The organism is Colwellia sp. BRX10-1, from assembly GCF_014077545.1.
Taxonomy (GTDB): domain Bacteria; phylum Pseudomonadota; class Gammaproteobacteria; order Enterobacterales; family Alteromonadaceae; genus Colwellia_A.
The window spans coordinates 228,953-247,462 of the sequence record NZ_JACGWC010000003.1 but is presented as its reverse complement, the minus strand read 5'-3'; the positions used below and the strand labels follow the sequence as shown (position 1 = coordinate 247,462).

At 39.0% G+C, this 18,510-nt stretch carries 15 protein-coding genes; 2 read left to right on the top strand and 13 right to left on the bottom strand.

What is annotated here, in order from left to right; all coding sequences use genetic code 11:
- Nucleotides 1-245: 245 nt before the first annotated feature.
- Nucleotides 246-2,351, top strand: a complete 2,106-nt coding sequence (fusA, locus tag H4J75_RS04930; RefSeq protein WP_070375085.1) for an elongation factor G — start codon at nt 246-248, stop codon at nt 2,349-2,351.
- A 95-nt stretch (nt 2,352-2,446) separates the two neighbouring features.
- On the opposite strand, the gene rluF is transcribed toward fusA, so the two are convergent.
- The 4 genes from rluF to metB all read right to left on the bottom strand — a co-directional run bounded on the left by rluF (nt 2,447) and on the right by metB (nt 9,042).
- Nucleotides 2,447-3,262, bottom strand: a complete 816-nt coding sequence (rluF, locus tag H4J75_RS04925; RefSeq protein ID WP_083277955.1) for a 23S rRNA pseudouridine(2604) synthase RluF — start codon at nt 3,260-3,262, stop codon at nt 2,447-2,449.
- A 487-nt stretch (nt 3,263-3,749) separates the two neighbouring features.
- The gene (locus H4J75_RS04920) at nt 3,750-5,201 is read right to left on the bottom strand and encodes a hypothetical protein (RefSeq protein WP_182217241.1); all 1,452 of its coding nucleotides are present in this window, start codon (nt 5,199-5,201) and stop codon (nt 3,750-3,752) included.
- Between the two features lie 192 nt (nt 5,202-5,393).
- Nucleotides 5,394-7,844, bottom strand: coding sequence for a bifunctional aspartate kinase/homoserine dehydrogenase II (gene metL, locus H4J75_RS04915; RefSeq protein ID WP_182221531.1), 2,451 nt, complete (start codon nt 7,842-7,844; stop codon nt 5,394-5,396).
- Between the two features lie 40 nt (nt 7,845-7,884).
- Nucleotides 7,885-9,042: a cystathionine gamma-synthase gene (metB, locus tag H4J75_RS04910; protein WP_182221530.1), complete on the bottom strand. Its 1,158-nt coding sequence runs from the start codon at nt 9,040-9,042 to the stop codon at nt 7,885-7,887.
- Between the two features lie 183 nt (nt 9,043-9,225).
- On the opposite strand from metB, the gene metJ reads away from it, so the two are divergent.
- A complete protein-coding gene (gene metJ / locus H4J75_RS04905) occupies nt 9,226-9,555 on the top strand; it encodes a met regulon transcriptional regulator MetJ (protein WP_070375088.1) in 330 nt (109 codons plus the stop codon).
- Nucleotides 9,556-9,577: 22 nt separating this feature from the next.
- Here metJ and H4J75_RS04900 read toward each other — a convergent pair whose 3' ends face one another.
- The 9 genes from H4J75_RS04900 to miaA all read right to left on the bottom strand — a co-directional run bounded on the left by H4J75_RS04900 (nt 9,578) and on the right by miaA (nt 18,507).
- The gene (locus H4J75_RS04900) at nt 9,578-9,931 is read right to left on the bottom strand and encodes a hypothetical protein (protein WP_182221529.1); all 354 of its coding nucleotides are present in this window, start codon (nt 9,929-9,931) and stop codon (nt 9,578-9,580) included.
- A gap of 246 nt (nt 9,932-10,177) precedes the next feature.
- Complete coding sequence (locus H4J75_RS04895) at nt 10,178-11,419, bottom strand: malic enzyme-like NAD(P)-binding protein (RefSeq protein ID WP_182217248.1); 1,242 nt, start codon at nt 11,417-11,419, stop codon at nt 10,178-10,180.
- A gap of 557 nt (nt 11,420-11,976) precedes the next feature.
- Nucleotides 11,977-13,275 (bottom strand): adenylosuccinate synthase, encoded by a 1,299-nt coding sequence (locus H4J75_RS04890; protein ID WP_182216102.1) that lies wholly within the window; start codon nt 13,273-13,275, stop codon nt 11,977-11,979.
- A 144-nt stretch (nt 13,276-13,419) separates the two neighbouring features.
- The gene (locus H4J75_RS04885) at nt 13,420-13,608 is read right to left on the bottom strand and encodes a DUF2065 domain-containing protein (protein WP_182203168.1); all 189 of its coding nucleotides are present in this window, start codon (nt 13,606-13,608) and stop codon (nt 13,420-13,422) included.
- Between the two features lie 86 nt (nt 13,609-13,694).
- Nucleotides 13,695-14,582, bottom strand: a complete 888-nt coding sequence (hflC, locus tag H4J75_RS04880) for a protease modulator HflC (protein WP_182221528.1) — start codon at nt 14,580-14,582, stop codon at nt 13,695-13,697.
- Nucleotides 14,583-14,585: 3 nt separating this feature from the next.
- Complete coding sequence (hflK, locus tag H4J75_RS04875) at nt 14,586-15,731, bottom strand: FtsH protease activity modulator HflK (protein WP_182221527.1); 1,146 nt, start codon at nt 15,729-15,731, stop codon at nt 14,586-14,588.
- A 54-nt stretch (nt 15,732-15,785) separates the two neighbouring features.
- The gene (hflX, locus tag H4J75_RS04870; protein WP_182216096.1) at nt 15,786-17,093 is read right to left on the bottom strand and encodes a ribosome rescue GTPase HflX; all 1,308 of its coding nucleotides are present in this window, start codon (nt 17,091-17,093) and stop codon (nt 15,786-15,788) included.
- A gap of 88 nt (nt 17,094-17,181) precedes the next feature.
- Nucleotides 17,182-17,439 carry an RNA chaperone Hfq gene (gene hfq / locus H4J75_RS04865; RefSeq protein ID WP_070375096.1) on the bottom strand — a complete coding sequence of 86 codons (258 nt, stop codon included), beginning with the start codon at nt 17,437-17,439 and terminating at the stop codon, nt 17,182-17,184.
- A 102-nt stretch (nt 17,440-17,541) separates the two neighbouring features.
- Nucleotides 17,542-18,507: a tRNA (adenosine(37)-N6)-dimethylallyltransferase MiaA gene (miaA, locus tag H4J75_RS04860; RefSeq protein ID WP_182221544.1), complete on the bottom strand. Its 966-nt coding sequence runs from the start codon at nt 18,505-18,507 to the stop codon at nt 17,542-17,544.
- Between the last annotated feature and the right edge of the window lie 3 nt (nt 18,508-18,510).

Sequence of the window (18,510 nt, the reverse complement as noted above, 5' to 3'; positions counted from 1 at the left end):
CATTAAAAACAGCTATCGCACCTTATCAAACAAGCTATTAAAGTCTTGGCCGTCGACAACTCGCTATAATTCGATAATTAATGCCATAAACTCACGATAAAACACCGTCAGATTAGCCCAACTTTTTATCACTGTTATTAATTAATTTTCATTTTTTATTTTTGTTTGAACTTACTAATGGTATACTCGCGCGCAAATTTTCAACAATTCCGCTTTTTTAGTAGCGACTTAAATAGAGTAAAGTAATGGCAGATTTATCTAAATATAGAAATATTGGTATCTTCGCTCACGTTGATGCTGGTAAAACCACAACAACTGAACGTATCCTTAAATTAACCGGTCAGATCCATAAAACTGGTGAAGTACATGATGGTGAATCTACCACTGACTTCATGGAACAAGAAGCTGAGCGCGGTATTACCATACAGTCTGCTGCGGTAAGCTGTTTTTGGAACGATCACCGTTTCAATGTCATCGATACTCCTGGTCACGTTGACTTCACTGTTGAAGTTTACCGTTCACTTAAAGTACTTGATGGTGGTATCGGCGTATTCTGTGGTTCTGGTGGTGTTGAACCACAATCAGAAACTAACTGGCGTTACGCGAACGACTCAAAAGTTGCTCGTATTATCATGATCAACAAACTTGACCGTTTAGGCGCTGATTTCTACCGTGTTTGTAAGCAAGTTAAAAACGTTTTAGGTGCTACGCCACTTATTATGACTTTGCCAATTGGCGAAGAAGATGACTTTGTTGGTGTTGTTGACCTTCTTAGCGAAAAAGCTTACATCTGGGATGACACAGGTCTTCCAGAAAACTATGAAATTACTGATATTCCAGCGGATATGGTAGAAAAAGCTGCTGAGTACCGTATACAGTTAATCGAAACAGCTTTAGAAGTTGATGAAGATATGTTGATGGAGTTCTTAGAAGGGGAAATGGTTCCTACTACAGAACAAATCAAAGCGTGTATCCGTACTGGTACTCGTGATATGACTTTCTTCCCAACTTACGGTGCTTCTGCATTTAAAAACAAAGGTATTCAATTAATTCTTGATGCTGTTGTTGATTACTTGCCTTCACCTACAGATGTTAATCCTCAACCACTTACTGATGAAGAAGGCACGCCTAATGGCGAATTCGCAATTGTTTCTGCAGAAGAAACATTCAAAGCGTTAGCATTCAAAATCACTGATGACCGTTTTGGTACATTAACTTTCGTACGTATCTATTCAGGTACATTGAAGAAAGGCGATACCATTCTTAACGCTGCTACAGGTAAAACTGAGCGTGTTGGACGTATGTGTGAAATGCAAGCTGATGACCGTAACGAACTTACTTCAGCACAAGCTGGTGATATCATCGCGATTGTTGGTATGAAGAGTAATGTTCAGACAGGTCACACATTATGTGATCCTAAGCACCCTATCGTTCTAGAAGCTATGGTATTTCCTAAGCCAGTAATTTCAATCTCTGTAACACCTAAAGATAAAGGTTCAACTGAGAAGATGGGTCTTGCTATCGGTAAAATGGTTGCAGAAGATCCTACTTTTAAAGTTGAAACTGATATCGATTCAGGTGAAACGATTTTATCTGGTATGGGTGAGCTTCACTTAGATATCAAAGTAGATATTCTAAAACGTACTTACGGTGTTGAATTAGAAGTTGGTAAGCCACAAGTTGCGTACCGTGAAACAATCACTACGGCAATTGAAGATTCTTACACACATAAGAAACAATCTGGTGGTTCTGGTCAGTTCGGTAAAATTGATTACCGTATTAAGCCCGGCGAACCTGGTACTGGTTTCGTATTCAGCTCTGTTGTTGTTGGTGGTAATGTTCCTAAGGAATTCTTCCCAGCAATCGAGAAAGGCTTCAAAGGCATGATGGATACTGGTGTTCTTGCTGGCTTCCCTGTACTTGACGTTGAAATTGAATTATACGATGGTGGTTTCCACGCGGTCGATTCATCTGCTGTTGCCTTTGAACTTGCTGCTCGTGGTGCTTTCCGTCAGTCAATTCCAAAAGCTGGTGCACAGTTAATCGAACCTATCATGAAAGTTGATGTGTTTACGCCTGATGATCACGTTGGTGATGTTATTGGTGATTTAAACCGTCGTCGTGGCATGATCGCAGGTCAAGACGCAGGTGTTTCTGGTGTTCGTATTAAAGCTGACGTACCTCTTTCAGAAATGTTTGGTTACATCGGAACATTACGTACAATGACATCAGGTCGTGGTCAATTCTCAATGGAATTCTCTCACTACATGCCTTGTCCTAATAACGTAGCAGAAGTTGTTATCGCTGAAGTTAAAGCAGCTAAAGAAGCAAAAGATGCTGCTAGAAAATAGTAAGCATTAAGTAAGAAAACAAAAAAAGGACGCTTAGGCGTCCTTTTTTATTGTCTTAAAAACCAAACGTAATTAACGTTTAGTATAACTAAGCTTTATTTTTTAACATCATTTTCTATGTCTGTTACTGCAATAACGGTTGCCCATGGATCACCCGATTCATCGATTTCTTTTGGTAAAGCTGTTTTCGTCGACGTGGCTACCGCTGCATTAATTTCAACCATTTCCGCTGTGGTTAAATCTCGCCATTGTCCTGGTCGTAAATCACCCAGCTCGACACTCATAATACGCGAACGTTTTAGCTGTAAAACCTCGTAATCTAAATATTCACACATCCGACGAATTTGACGATTTAAGCCTTGCGTTAAGATAATACGAAAAACAAATTTACTTTCTACTTTAACAAGACAGGGTTTAGTGATGGTTCCCAGTATAGGTACACCTTTTGACATCCGTTGGATAAAACGCTCACTGATGGGTTTATCAACCGTGACAATATACTCTTTGTCATGGGCATTTTCAGCGCGCAAAATTTTATTAACGATATCACCATCACTGGTCAAGAAAATTAATCCTTCTGAAGGCTTATCTAAGCGCCCTATCGGAAAGATCCTTTCCTTGTGACCAATAGCGTCAATAATATTACCTCTAACATGTAACTCGGTCGTACAGGTAATACCCACTGGCTTGTTATAAGCAATGTAAACCCGGTCAGATTTATTAGCCGGCATAGCACCAATTTGCTTACCATCAACAAAAACCACATCACCCGCTTGTACCTTAGTACCTAACTCAGGGGTTTTACCATTGATCGTAACTCGACTTTCTTCAATCAACTTATCAGCAGCTCGGCGCGAGCAGTAACCTGATTCACTGATAAATTTATTCAGTCTTTTTTCTTGATCGCTCACGAGATATTCCAAAGTTATGCAAAGTAATAAACGCCATTTTACCTGAACTTTAACAGACAGTGAAAAAGCATTATGGTTATTTAGCCTTATTTGACAGTTTTTGATTAATATTTACTGTAAATATCCCTCTTTGGTAACAACAACAGGGTAAGTCTACTTACTTAACTTGCTAAGTGTTTTCACTATGGCGTTATAAAAGCAAAGACTTTAACGTTATTTAGCTTTGTTCCACAGCTTTTGATTAATATTGACTGTAAATATCCCTCTTTGGTAACAACAACAGGGTAAGTCTATTTAGTTAACTTGCTAAGTGTTTTCATTATGGAGTTATAAAAGCAAAGACTTTAACGTTATTTAGCTTTGTTCAACAGCTTTTGATTAATATTGACTGTAAATATCCCTCTTTGATAACAACAACAGGGTAAGTCTACTTACTTAACTTGCTAAGTGTTTTCACTATGGCGTTATAAAAGCAAAGACTTTAACGTTATTTAGCTTTGTTCCACAGCTTTTGATTAATATTGACTGAAAAGAATTCTCCTGGCTGCCAACAGCGAGGAAGTAGATCTAGTTGTTTACGCTCATGGGAGTTTGACACTAACAACTCTAAGATTTCATGGAGGCGCTCTTTACTGATAGTAGAGAAACTTTTAGCGGTTTCAGTAAAATATAAATTAGCAGATTTCTTAATGACTATCTCTTGTCCATGACTTATGAAGGCTAAGTTGCGTGTTGCCGTTCGGCAAATAGGATAATCAGCATTTGCAGGATAAAGCTGGCTGACGATGGCATATTCATAGCGGTCGTTAATATCTTGCTCATACGGGACATAGGTAACACCATAACCTTGTGGAAAATGGCCAGTAATTTTTGTCAGTGCATTAACCACTGCTTGACAACAAGCTCCCCGCTCCGCGTTTTGATTAAGAACATAATAAACTTTCGGTAATAATTTGTAGTTATAGCTATCTTTTGTCGACAAGATAATAGAACTGTATATTTGTGGTACTTTAAGAAGGTTGCCAATACCCTTCTTTGGGTTGACGGCACTTTTGAGTAAATGCTTAATGAACAATAATTTTTTATGCTCAACGACATTGTGCTCGTCGCGATCTTTTTTTGAATTACCAATATATATACCTGCGCCAATACCATCAATAAGATACTTAACCGTTTCCCGATAATTTATTTGTAAGAGTGCTTTTCGCTCTTCAATAGGTAAGGTTCGATGGGGATCTTTTTGATAATCTGCACCACGCAAAATGGCTAGCGACTCGGGGTGGTTATTACCGATATCTTGTAATAGCGCCGCCATGACCAGTGGAATTTTTACTTTCTCTACAAAGGCTTGATAGGCCTCGGGATTATCTTGAGCCAACGTTTGATATTGCTCTGCGTTGATATCCCCCAAAGCACTCTTGATATAGGGCTCAACAATATGTTGATCCATGCATAGTCGGTCAAGTAAACGCAAACATAACACGCTTTTATAAAGCGGTTTATGTTGCTCGTTGGTTAAAGCAATTTTTCGCCCCTGGGTGGGGCTCACTAATTGTATGGTACCTAAAAGCTGGCTAGATTTACGATTACTGTCTTCAAAGCAATCACCCTCAGACAACTTGATGATCTCTTTACAGAGTTTATAGAGGTGTTGATGACGCTCATTGCGTTCAAAACGTAATTCCTCGTAATAATTGCGTTGTTCACGTTCGAGTCTTACCCGTAAAGTTTTAGCTTTATCCGTGGCTGTTTGCCGACTAACTTTTTCAATATTTTGCTTGAGCTCATCTAACTTATGCTCAATAAAAGATTGTTTTTCATAGTACTCAATCGCACGCTCAAGAACGGAATCATTTAATTGGCTGTGGCCATAAATTCTGCTTAAAAGACTTTTTACTTGGCTGGTAAAATAGCTGTCGCTATAGGTTTTATTTTCCATGTAAATACAACTTGGTGCCTGTGCTAAGTAGCTACTTTTTTTAATTATCTAAATGCTAGTTAATAATGCGATAACAGACAAGTGTTTATTAGTATCGATTGAGAAAAAGCACAACCTACAAGTTGTGCTTTTTCTCATTTAGCGTATTAATGCCTAGTGTAGTAATAATGATGATAGTTAGATTATGCTAATTTAACTTAGACCTTTGATTTTAACTTGGTGTTTTTTACCGGCCAGTTGCTGGCAGATACTCACTAAGTCTGAATGTAGGCCACCCGCGGTAACATCACGACCCGCGCCTGGTCCACGAATAATAAGCGGGTTATCTTGATACCAATGGCTCTTAATTAAAAAGATATTATCACCCGGAGTTAAAGAGGCAAAGGGATCATTCTTAGCAAGCGTCGCAAGATAAACCTTAGCGCTCAATTGGCCTTGTTCGTTGACACAGAATTTTGCAATATAACGAATACAGGCTTGCTGTTTAGATGCGCTAGTGAGTTGTTCAGCAAAGTAACTGTCCAAGTCTGCTGACTTTGCTAAAAATTCCGTCGTTGATAACCCTTGTAAGGATTCTGGCACTAAATTTTCGCATTCAATATCATCAAGTGATAATTCAAAACCTGCCATACGCGCTAAGATCAGTAATTTTCGTTGCACGTCTCGCCCAGACAGATCTTCTCGTGGATCGGGTTCAGTGATCCCTTGTGATAAGGCATCCATTAATAAGGTTGAAAACGGTACACTGGCATCATAGGTTTCAAATAGCCAAGAAAGCGTGCCTGAAAAAATTCCTGATATTTCCGTTATCTTATCGCCACTTTTCAATAAATCGTTAATGGCAAAGTTAACCGGTAAACCGGCGCCAACAGTAGTACTTCCTAACCATAAGCTTTTATTTTCAGCCGCGGTTAATACTAAGTCATTATAGCGAGCGGTACTGGCAGAAGCCGCCCATTTATTGGCACCAATAACATGAATACCTTCTTTAAAGAACTCACTGTATAAATCACTAAAATGTTCGCTAGGGGTGATATCGACAACAATTAATTCGTCGTAAGGATGGTTCGTTAACCACGACATCAATAAGGCATTATCACAAGGCGTAGCATCTCTTTCATAAAGCGACATTGCTTGATTAACATCGATACCATCGGTATTAAGCAATGCTTTTTTAGAAGTGACTAAACCGACTAAATGAACGTTCTCTAACACAGAGACTCGATTGAGTTGCGCGGGTAACAAGTCTAAGAATCGTTGACCTATATTACCAAGCCCTGAAACAACAACACCTATGTGTCGAGCGTCTTTAGTCATATCATAATGAACATTATTAAGTAACTCACCGGTACAACTCTGCTGAAGAATGGCGATAATACTATGCTCACTTAACGAGTTCACCACCTGCAGTACATGAGTATGTTTGAGGGCACGTTTAAAACGCGCTTGGATATTACCTTGATTTACCACACTATGACCAACAATCGCTATAATCGACACCGGTGTGAATGATACTTCGGTATCATGACTCGCCAGCCACTGACTCACTAATTTTTGTTGTGTTTGGTGGATAACCATAAAGCCTTGCTGAATATCACTACATATCGCAGAAAACTCATTACTGGCTTGTTCACCAAACGAACCGGCTAAACTGGTCGATTTTACCAGTAACAGATCGTTAAGCGAGGTAACTGACAATTCCTGTTTAGCAATTTGACCAAATTTTCCTATCTCTGTACCAGAAATTTCAGGATCAAAGCTACTTGCTACATGAAGGTGTGTGCTGTGGTTAGTGAGCGGCTGTAAGGTTTTTGCATGCAGAACCGGGTTACCTAAGCGGCCTAATTCTTTCGCGACACCATTAGGTAAGCGATGTAATTTACGGGCAAGTGGTACAATACGAGGATCGGCACTATAAATGCCATCAACGTCAGTCCATAGGGTAACATTCAGCGCGCCCGACAGTGATGCAATAATTGTTGCTGAATAGTCACTACCATTACGACCTAAAGTACAGGTTTCACCTTGAGAATTTTTAGTGATATAGCCAGTAATAACCGCCAACTTTCCTTTTTGTAAGTTCTGCTGAAAATTTTGACTACTTTGCTGATTGTCGACTGCACAGTCTTTATCATTATTGATAACCAGAAAGTCACGCGCATCAATAGCATAACTTGGACAAACTTTTTCACTTAACACCGCCGATAATAAACGCGCCGACCACAGCTCACCAAATGCCAGCATATCTGCATGGTGTTGGCTTGGCTGATCAGATAACCAAGCCGTTAATTGTGTTATATCATCAGACAAAACCTTGATAAGGTCTGCTGCACTGCTAGGGTTCAATAACTCACCAATTAATGTGCTTTGTGATTTCTCTAGTGTTTCAATAGCCAAAAACAGCTCGTCACTTTTTTCAAGTGCGAGTTTATAAATATTGAATAAGTCATCCGTAGTGTTTCCATTTGCCGAAACAACAACTAAATCATTTAATTGACAGTTTTGACGAATAATATCAACCACACGTTCAATACATTGGGTAGTTGCTAAGCTACTGCCACCAAATTTATGTACATGAATAGCATGCTTCGCCAGTTGATTATTCCCTGATGATAATTGTTCTACTGTATTTGACTGTGTCATTTTCACTCATTAATTCTTCTACTAAAAATAGTCTACAACTTTAAATTTGGCTTGCCGATAAAGCTTGTTCTAAGTCATTAATAATATCACTAACATCTTCAATACCGACAGAAATTCGGATTAAAGATTGAGTAATACCCGCTGCAATTTGTGCTTCAATTTCCATACCTGCATGGGTCATCGTTGATGGATGACTGATTAAACTTTCAACGCCACCTAATGACTGTGCCAAGGTAAAGAGTGATAAGTTGTCAAAGAGTACTTTAACCGCTTCAACACCACCTTTTATTTCGAAACTCATCATAGCGCCAAAATCTTTTTGCTGACGCTTAGCAATTTCGTGTCCCGGGTGATTTTTTAAACCAGGAAAGTATACCGCGTTAATTGCTCGATGATTTTCTAAGTATTTTGCAACAGCATTAGCATTTTCTTGATGCTGTTTCATGCGCAGTGGTAAGGTTTTTAAGCCACGTAATGCCAGATAGCTGTCGAAAGGTGAGCCAGTAATACCAATACAATTTGCCCACCACGCTAGCTCTTCACCCAGTTCTTTTTCTTTTGTTACTAACACCCCACCCACAACATCACTATGACCATTAATATATTTAGTTGTCGAGTGAAAAACAATATCAGCACCTAATAATAGCGGTTGCTGTAACAAGGGAGAAAGAAACGTATTATCTACTGCCACTAAAGCACCAACAGCATGACTGGCTTGAGTAACCTTTTTTATATCAACCAGCCGTAATAATGGGTTACTGGGTGACTCAATCAAAACTAATCTTGGCTTTTGTTCAAGCGCTTGCGCTAACGCTTGATCATCGTTTTGATCAACAACAAGCACATTAAATAAGCCACGTTTTGCTAGGTGGGTAAACAAGCGATAACTTCCACCATAGCAATCATGTGGAATAACAACCGTATCTTTTGTTGTCAGTAACTGACAAATTAAGTGCACCGCTGACATTCCTGTGCTGGTAACAATGCCTACAGCCCCCTGCTCTAAATCAGCGATAGCTTGTGCAAACGTGCTTCGAGTGGGGTTGCCTGTTCTGGAATAATCAAATTGGCGCTTATTGTTGAAGCCTTTTAAAGCATAAGTACTCGATAAATGAATGGCAGGAACAACCGCACCGTGATGTTCATCACTATTAATGCCGGCTCTAACAGCTAATGTTGCTGGTTTTTTGCTTGTCATTTTTTGCTCCAATCGGGCAGTAAAATCAAATAGATGTTTGGACGTCTATAACTCTAAACGCTTTACTTTTGTCGGTCAAGAACTTTAGACTTCTAAACTTCTACACATTCGTTATTGACTCAACGCCAACAACCAGTAAAATCTAACTTATAAAAAGTAATTTAGCTAAACAAAGGTAATTAAATGGCAAAGTGGAATGGCGATTATATAAAACCATACGCCGAACATGGTAAAAAAAGTGAGCAAGTTAAAAAAATCACGGTCTCAATCCCGTTGCGGGTACTGAAAGTGTTAACGGATGAACGTACTCGTCGGCAAGTTAACAACTTACGCCATGCAACTAACAGCGAATTGTTATGTGAAGCTTTTCTGCATGCTTTTACCGGACAGCCTCTTCCTGATGATGGCGATTTAACAAAAGACAATACAGAGATGCTACCTAAAAGTGTGCGCGAAGCGTTAATAGCAAAAGGTATTACCGACTTCAGTCAATTTGAAATTGAAGACGAGTAGCTTAGGGTTTTAATACACTTCCTTAAAAAGACGCTCTGGCGTCTTTTTTTATGCCCATACGGTAAGCATCTACAATAGCCAGTAACCAACAAGTTAATAGTGTATAGGTTAATGTACTCATTAAGATAGGGTCAACAATAATGGGATTTTTTGACATCTCAGCGATCAGTGCTTGGCTATTGAGCGCAACGTCACCTGATTTAACTTTATTAATAAGTGGCTGATATTGCCTCATCACTTCTTCAATATACAAATATACCGTCACAGAAAAACTTAAAATAAATAACGTAGCCCGTCGATAAGCGTGACACATTAGTTGGCCAATACCCGGGTAAACAAGTGCTGAGAGTAAAACGGCTTTCGTTGAAGTTTTCATTGTTATTCGTCCTACTCAATATTGTCATGCTTTGCCATCGGTGACATTGGCTAAATAGATGCTGTTACTAATGATTTATCTGGAACATAAATGACGTAGAAGAGGTAACTGCTCCTGCGTTAACCTACTTCTTAATTCCTACTTTCTGCGTCCATCTAGTCACTGCACCGTGACCTACTATTTGTCATAAATAAAAAAAGGAGAGTCGAGCTCTCCTTTTACAGCGTTATTAATAAATACTACTGATTATTCCATATAGTTTTCAGGTAATTCTAGGGCTGCCACTCCAGACTCAACCGCCGCTTTAGCAACGGCAAGCGCTACTCGACCACACAAACGTGGATCCATCGGCTTAGGAATAATATACTCCTTACCAAAGGTCAAACTTTTCTCACCACTAGCATCTAACACTTCTTGCGAAACAGGTTCCTTTGCTAATTCACGAATTGCATGAACAGCGGCAATTTTCATCTCATCGTTAATCGTTCTAGCGCGAACATCTAAAGCGCCACGAAAAATAAAAGGAAAACATAACACATTATTGACCTGGTTAGGGTAATCAGAGCGACCCGTAGCAATAATAAGATCATCACGAACAGCAAGCGCTAATGAGGGTTTTATTTCAGGATCTGGGTTTGAACAAGCAAAGATAATTGGATTGGGTGCCATTAATTTTACATGCTCAGCAGAAAGTAGATTAGGTCCAGAAACACCAACAAATACATCTGCGCCATCGATAACATCTTCAAGGGTACGTTTATCAGTATTATTAGCAAACATACGCTTATATTCGTTAAGATCATCACGTCGGGTGTGAATGACACCTTTAGTATCAAGCATGTAGATTTTTTCGCGCTGAGCGCCACATTTGATTAATAGTTCCATACAAGCAATCGCTGCTGCGCCTGCGCCAAGACAAATAATGTTGGCATCTTTAATACTTTTACCTTGGATTTCCAAGGCATTGATCATTCCAGCAGCAGTAACAATAGCCGTACCATGTTGGTCATCGTGAAATACCGGTATTTTACAACGTTCAATAAGTGCCTTTTCAATAGCAAAACACTCTGGTGCTTTAATATCTTCTAAGTTAATACCACCAAAACTGTCAGCGATATTGGCGACCGTATTTATAAATTCTTCAACTGTCTTATGTTTAACTTCGATATCAAATGAATTAATACCTGCAAATCGCTTAAATAATAATGCTTTGCCTTCCATTACCGGCTTAGCCGCCATACCACCTAGATTACCTAACCCTAAAATAGCGGTACCATTGGTAATAACAGCGACGGTATTGCCTTTGCCCGTATATTTGTAAACATCATCGGGATTTGCCGCAATTGCGCGAACCGGTTCAGCAACACCTGGGCTATAGGCGAGTGCTAAATCACGGCTAGTTTCAGCGGCCGTGGTTAATTCAACACTTATTTTTCCAGGTGTTGGGAATTGATGGTAATCAAGTGCTTGTTGGCGAAAGTCAGTCATGATTGATCCTATGCGTTAGGTGAATTTATTGTCTTATATATGCCATTTTTCACGTTTTATTTTGTTTATATACAGCATAGTTTTATAGACTCGTTATCAATCAAGATACACCTTTGTCTGTGATCTTTAAAAAGTAACGGGTATATACTATTGTAATCTTACATTTTGTTCCAACGTTATTCTTATATAAAAAAGTGCTAGAAGCTATAACAAACATACCCTTAGCCCTTTTGTATTGCACATCATAAAACTAAATATTCGCTATACAGCTTAATCTATTCACCGTATTTTATGACCACTTTTATAAACTTCTTTGACTTAAAAAATTTAGCCATCGATTTTCCTTTTTTTCAATACACAACAACGAATTTATCGGTGAAGTTATCCAATTAATAATTAATCTTCATCAACGTTGTCACTATCGCTTATAACCTTGATTAATTGCTTTTGAATTTATATTCAATAATGGCTGTTGAAATAATTTATTTTAGGTAAAAAAAAACCACCTCAGGGGTGGTTTTTTTCGTCTTATTTTAGAAAAAAATTATTCGCTGTAATTACTCAGCAAACGGGTTTACTAAAATAATGGTTTCATTACGATCTGGACCTGTTGAAATAATATCAACCGGTACACCTGTTAATTCTTCAATACGCTTAATGTAAGCGATCGCATTAGCAGGTAAAGCGTCACGAGAAGTTGCGCCAACAGTAACTTCAGACCAACCTGGCATTTCTTCATAAACAGGTGTAATTCTGTCATAACCTTCAGCAGCTGTAGGCGGTACAGTAATAATGTCGCCAGCTTCAGTGCGGTAACCTGTACATATTTTAAGGGTTTTTAAACCGTCTAAAACATCAAGTTTAGTTAAACAAAATCCTGTTACGCTGTTAACTTGAATGGCACGGTGCATAGCAACCGCGTCAAACCAACCACATCGACGTTCACGTCCAGTAGTCGCGCCAAATTCATGGCCTACAGTACCTAAATGTTCACCAATTTCGTCATCTAATTCTGTAGGGAAAGGACCAGAGCCAACACGTGTCGTGTATGCTTTAGTAATACCTAGAATATAATCTAAATGACGAGGTCCAAAACCACAACCGGTAGCAACGCCACCTGCAGTAGTGTTTGAAGACGTTACATAAGGATAAGTACCGTGATCAATATCAAGTAAAGTACCTTGAGCACCTTCAAACATAATTGATTCGCCGTTTTTACGGGCTTGATCAAGAATTTCAGCGACATCGGCAACCATTTTAAGGATAACGTCACGAACTGATAAAGCATCAGCAAGCACAGTGTCATAACAAACGGGTGCAACTTTGTAGTAATGCTCTAAAGAGAAATTATGGTAATCAACAATTTCTTTTAATTTAATCGCAAATGACTCAGCACAAACTAAATCGCCAACACGTAAACCACGGCGAGCAACTTTGTCTTCATAAGCTGGACCAATACCACGCCCTGTCGTACCAATAGGCTTATTACCGCGAGCGATTTCTCGCGCAGCATCTAGAGCATTATGATAAGGAAGAATTAACGGACAAGCGTCACTAATAAGTAAACGTTCACGTACAGGAACGCCTTTGGCTTCTAACATTGCGATTTCTGTCATCAAGGCTTTCGGGCATAAAACTACGCCGTTGCCGATTAAACATTTCACATTGTCACGTAATACGCCCGATGGAATTAAATGAAGTACGGTTTTTTCACCGTCTATTACCAAAGTATGACCTGCATTATGGCCTCCTTGATAACGTACGACGTACTTAGCTTTATCTGTGAGTAAATCAACAATCTTACCCTTACCTTCGTCACCCCATTGGGTGCCTAGAACTACGACGTTTTTGCCCATGTTTTCAATTTCGATAAAAAATTAGGCGGGGATTTTATCAAAAATCAAATAGTAGTCCAAGTAATAAATGATGATTTTTAATGCAATTTAAAAATATTCAATTAACTAAAGGGGTTATGAAAAACTTTTATGTCATTCTTTAGTCTAATAACTCAGTAACCATAAAATAAATGTGCCTACGACGAGTAAGCTAATGCCAATATTACGAATAGATAAGCTTGATTGTTGCGCTAACTTTTCCATAGTGTCGCGCCACTTATTTGGAAAAAGTGCAGGAATAAGCCCCTCAATAATCAGTACCAAAGCAAATGCCGTTAATAGTGTCTCTACCATGTTATTACTCCTCAATCACTTCTATAGGTAACTAGCAGATACGAAAAAGCCATGACAAGTCATGGCTTTTTTATCAAAAAAGTAGCTTACTTTTTAATTGTAGCGCCTTCTTTTAAGTAGTTAAAGAAATCACTATCGGGTTTAACCACCAAGATATCACTTTTACTACTAAAACTTTTTTCATATGCTTCAAGGCTACGGTAAAAACTGAAAAACTCAGGATCTTGTCCATATGAATCAGCATAAACTTTAGCCGCTAACGCATCGCCTTCACCACGCATTTCTTGTGCTTCTTTTTGTGCTGTCGCTAACATAACTGTTACTTTAGAATCTATCGTAGCACGGATGATTTCCGCTTGCTCTTGACCTTTAGAACGATGCTCTTTTGCTACAGCTGTTCGCTCTGCTCGCATACGGTCATAGATAGAAGCACTGACTTCAGCGGGTAAGTTAATCGCTTTAATACGTACATCAATAACCTCAATACCTAAGTCTTCACGACTACTTGAGGCACTTGCTAACGCTTTAGCCATAATGCCGTCACGGTCACCTGAAACAATTTCTTTAATGGTGCGCGTACCAAACTCAGTACGTAAACCATTATTTACTTTTTGTTTCAATAACGCACGAGCATTTTCTACTGAGCCAGAAGTACGTAAGTAGAACGTTGAAAAGTCAACAATACGCCACTTAACAAATGAGTCGACCATTAAATCTTTTTTCTCAGATGTTACAAAGCGATCAGGCGCTTCATCAAGCGTTTGAATACGAGCATCAAGTCTGCGAACGTTGTTAATGAAGGGTATTTTAAAGTGTAAACCCGGTTCATAAACAATCATTTCACCTGAATCAGCATCACGTTTAATTTTTGTAAACTGAAAAACGATACCACGTTGTCCTTCAAAAACAATGAAAACAGAAGAGACGGTTAATACTGAGAATAATACAATTAGGGCAATAATAAAGTTTTTCATTGCTTAATTTCTCCCTTCATTAAATCTGTCTGCACGACCTGATAAATCAGGCGCAGTACTTTGGGTATTAATCGATTGCGTCGCTCGAGTTTGACTCTCAGGTAAAGTACGTTGACCAGAAGACTGATTTTGCATCATTTTATCTAATGGTAAATACATCATGTTATTGCCACCTTCAACATCAACCATAACCTTACTGGTATTGGCATAAACATTTTCCATTGTTGATAAATACATACGCTGGCGAGTAACTTCTGGAGCAGCAAGGTATTCTGGAAGTAATTTATTGAATTTAGCAACTTCACCTTCGGCATCTAATACCGTTTGTTGTTTATAAGCGATGGCCTCTTGTTCCATACGTTTCACTCGGCCACGTGCTCTTGGTTCAATACCACGGGCATAGGCTTCGGCTTCACGTAAAAAACGAACTTCATCTTCTTGTGCTGAAATAGCATCGTCAAAAGCATCTTTGACTTCTTCAGGAGGACGAGCATCTTTAAAGTTAACATCGACAACAATTAAACCAAGATTATACGGGGCAATAATGTCATCTAATTCTTTCCAGACATCTTGACGCACTTTTTCACGGCCACTTGTTAAAATATCATCCATTTTAGAGTCACCAATAACGAAGCGTAAAGCACTGTCTAGTGACTGGCTTAAACTGTCGTCAGCATCAGTAACACTGAAAATATAATCACGGGCATCAACAACACGATACTGTATCTGCATTTCAACACGTACCACGTTCTCATCTTTGGTTAGCATAAAACCAGATGCAGGTAAGTCGCGTGTTGTTTGCATATCAACAGGAATAATACGTTCGGCGAATGTCCATTTCCAGCGTAAACCTGGTTCAACTGTGCCATCGTATTGCCCGAAACGTAATACGATACCTTTTTCAGCTTCTTTAATGGTGTAGAAACCACTAAAAGCATAAACAAGAATACCCACGATTAGCGCAATAGCGATACCAACATTTGATGCGCCTTTCTTGCTGCCATCTTTTGATGATTTTCCGCCAAAAATACCGCCAAACTTATTACCAATATCTTTTAGTAAATCGTCTAAATCTGGTGGGCCTTGATTCTTATCATCTTTCTTTTTCCAGGGGTCTTTATCATTATTCCCCGGTTCATTCCACGCCATGGTCTTCTCCACTAACTATAAATTTAAATAAGTGCTAAAACTACTATTTACCCATTACGGTAATATATCAGTCTGTTTACGTTCAATAAAGCCTTCTATATCAGCTTCACTCTGTTTAATTAATCTATCCCACTCTCTTGCAGGTAATTTAATTTTCAATAAACAATTTCCATCTTCGTCATACCGTTCATCAACAATAGAATTTAATTGATAAAACACACCACGTAGTTTACCTTCGCTAGGAGGTAAGCATAAGTTATGCTTGACTATTTTCTTGCCGAGTCGTTCAGCTAGCGCTTGAAAAAGTAATTCAATCCCTATGCCTTTTTGTGCAGATAACCATACTCGTATAGGTAGACCTGTATCGTCTCTGTCAATGCGTGGTTCAATATCTTCCAAAGCATCTATTTTGTTACAAATTAATAATTGCGGAACATCGCCCGCTTCGATCTCTTTTAAAACCGTTTCAACTTGTTCAATATTTTCAGTTCGCCTATCATCTGAAATATCAATGACATGCAATAATAGTTCAGCTTCACGGGTTTCAGTCAATGTTGCTTTAAAAGCGGCGACTAAATCATGAGGTAAATGACGAATAAAGCCAACGGTGTCAGCTAAAATTGCTCGGCCAACATCCTCAATTTCAATTTTTCGTAATGTGGGATCTAAGGTTGCAAATAATTGATCTGCTGCGTAAACGTCTGCCTGAGTAATAATATTAAACAGCGTCGATTTACCTGCGTTGGTATAACCCACTAAAGAAATTGTCGGTATTTCAGCGCGTGTTCTTGCTCTTCTACCTTGCTGGCGTTGCTTTTCCACACGTTCTAAGCGTTTACGAATATTTACCATACGGTCGCGAAGTAAACGACGATCAGTTTCTAACTGAGTTTCACCAGGCCCGCGGAGGCCAATACCACCTTTTTGCCTTTCAAGGTGTGTCCAGCCACGGATCAAACGCGTACTCATATGACGTAATTGCGCAAGTTCTACTTGCATCTTACCTTCATGTGTTCGAGCGCGCTGGGCAAAAATATCTAGGATGAGTGTTGTTCGGTCAACAACGCGGCACTCACACAATGCTTCAATATTTTTTTCTTGTGAAGGAGAAAGTGCATGATTAAAAAGTACCACATTGGCTTGATGTAACTTTACCGCCTCGGCAACTTCTTCAGCTTTACCACTACCAACAAAGAATTTAGTATGAGGTGTAGTACGTTTACCTGTAACAATTGCAAGCGCGTTAACGCCCGCAGAGCTAACAAGCATTTCAAATTCTTGTAAGTCTTCGCGCGCATTTTCATCAGGGAAATCGAGGTGAACAAGAATAGCTTGTTCACCTGCTTGATAACGATCAAACAATTGAGTATTACCTATAAACTAAATAGTTAAACCAAAAGAAACTTTTGGACACGTAATATTTGGTGTACAACCAAACTCAACGAAATCATTAATCTTGCTGTTCCTGACTATAATCACCAGTTTGTGGTGCTGGCATCGTAGAAACTGCCCGTGAAGGAACAACAGTAGAAATGGCGTGTTTATAGACCATTTGACTCACTGTATTTTTAAGTAAAATAACAAATTGATCAAAGGACTCTACTTGTCCTTGTAGTTTAATGCCATTAACTAAATATATTGCTACCGGAATGCGATCACGTCGTAAAGCATTCAAAAATGGGTCTTGTAAAGATTGCCCCTTTGCCATTGTTTGGCCCCTTTTTTGTTATTTTTAATAAATGTATGTAAGAGTTTTTTCTCTAGAAAACTAGTTACTTACTATGCAACTGTTTTTATTATACATCAAGGTTTAAAGTTTGCTTACTGAAGACATAATTAGTTTTAAATTATTTTCGTCTTCCATATGCAACCATTGTAAATTTGGCCAATTTCTCAACCAAGTTAACTGTCGTTTAGCCAGTTGTCGCGTCGCACAAATGCCTTTGAAAACCATTTCATCATGGTCGACTTCACCATCTAAATATTCCCACATCTGTCGATAACCAACACAACGAATAGCGGGTAAATTTTCATGCAAATCGTCACGCTGCTTTAACTTAACAACTTCTGATTCAAAATCTTGTTCAATCATCTGTTCAAACCTAAGCGCAATACGACCATGTAAATCTTTACGCTCTTTCGGTGAGATAGCAAATTGTAAAACATCACCACTGAGTCGTTCACCCTTAACTTTCGTTAAGTCGGTGATACTTTTGCCCGTTAGGCGGTAAACTTCTAATGCCCGCATTAATCGTTGCGGATCATTTTTGTGAATACGTTCGGCAGAAACCGGGTCTACGCTAGCAAGTTGTTGATGAATGCTCTCCCAGCCAAATTGTTCAGCTTCGTCGGCTATGCCTTGGCGAATTTTTACATCGGCCGCCGGCAGAGGCGAAATACCATCAATCAGGCTTTTAAAATACATCATAGTACCGCCAACCAATAAAGGTATGCGGTTATTCGCCCTAATTTTCTCAATTTCTACTAAAGCGTCACGACAAAAATCAGCGGCAGAGTAACTCTCACTGGCATCAATTAGATTAATTAATCGATGCGGATACTTTGCTAATTCTTCTGCTGTTGGTTTTGCAGTACCAATGTCCATATCACGATAAACAAGCGCAGAATCAACACTGATAATATCGCATGGCAAGGCATCATGTAATGCCATTGCTAACGCTGTTTTACCTGATGCAGTAGGCCCCATCAAACAAATGACTGGCGGTAATTTACGGTTTTTACTGTCAATATTGTTTGTTGATAAAGCGTCAGGCATCAA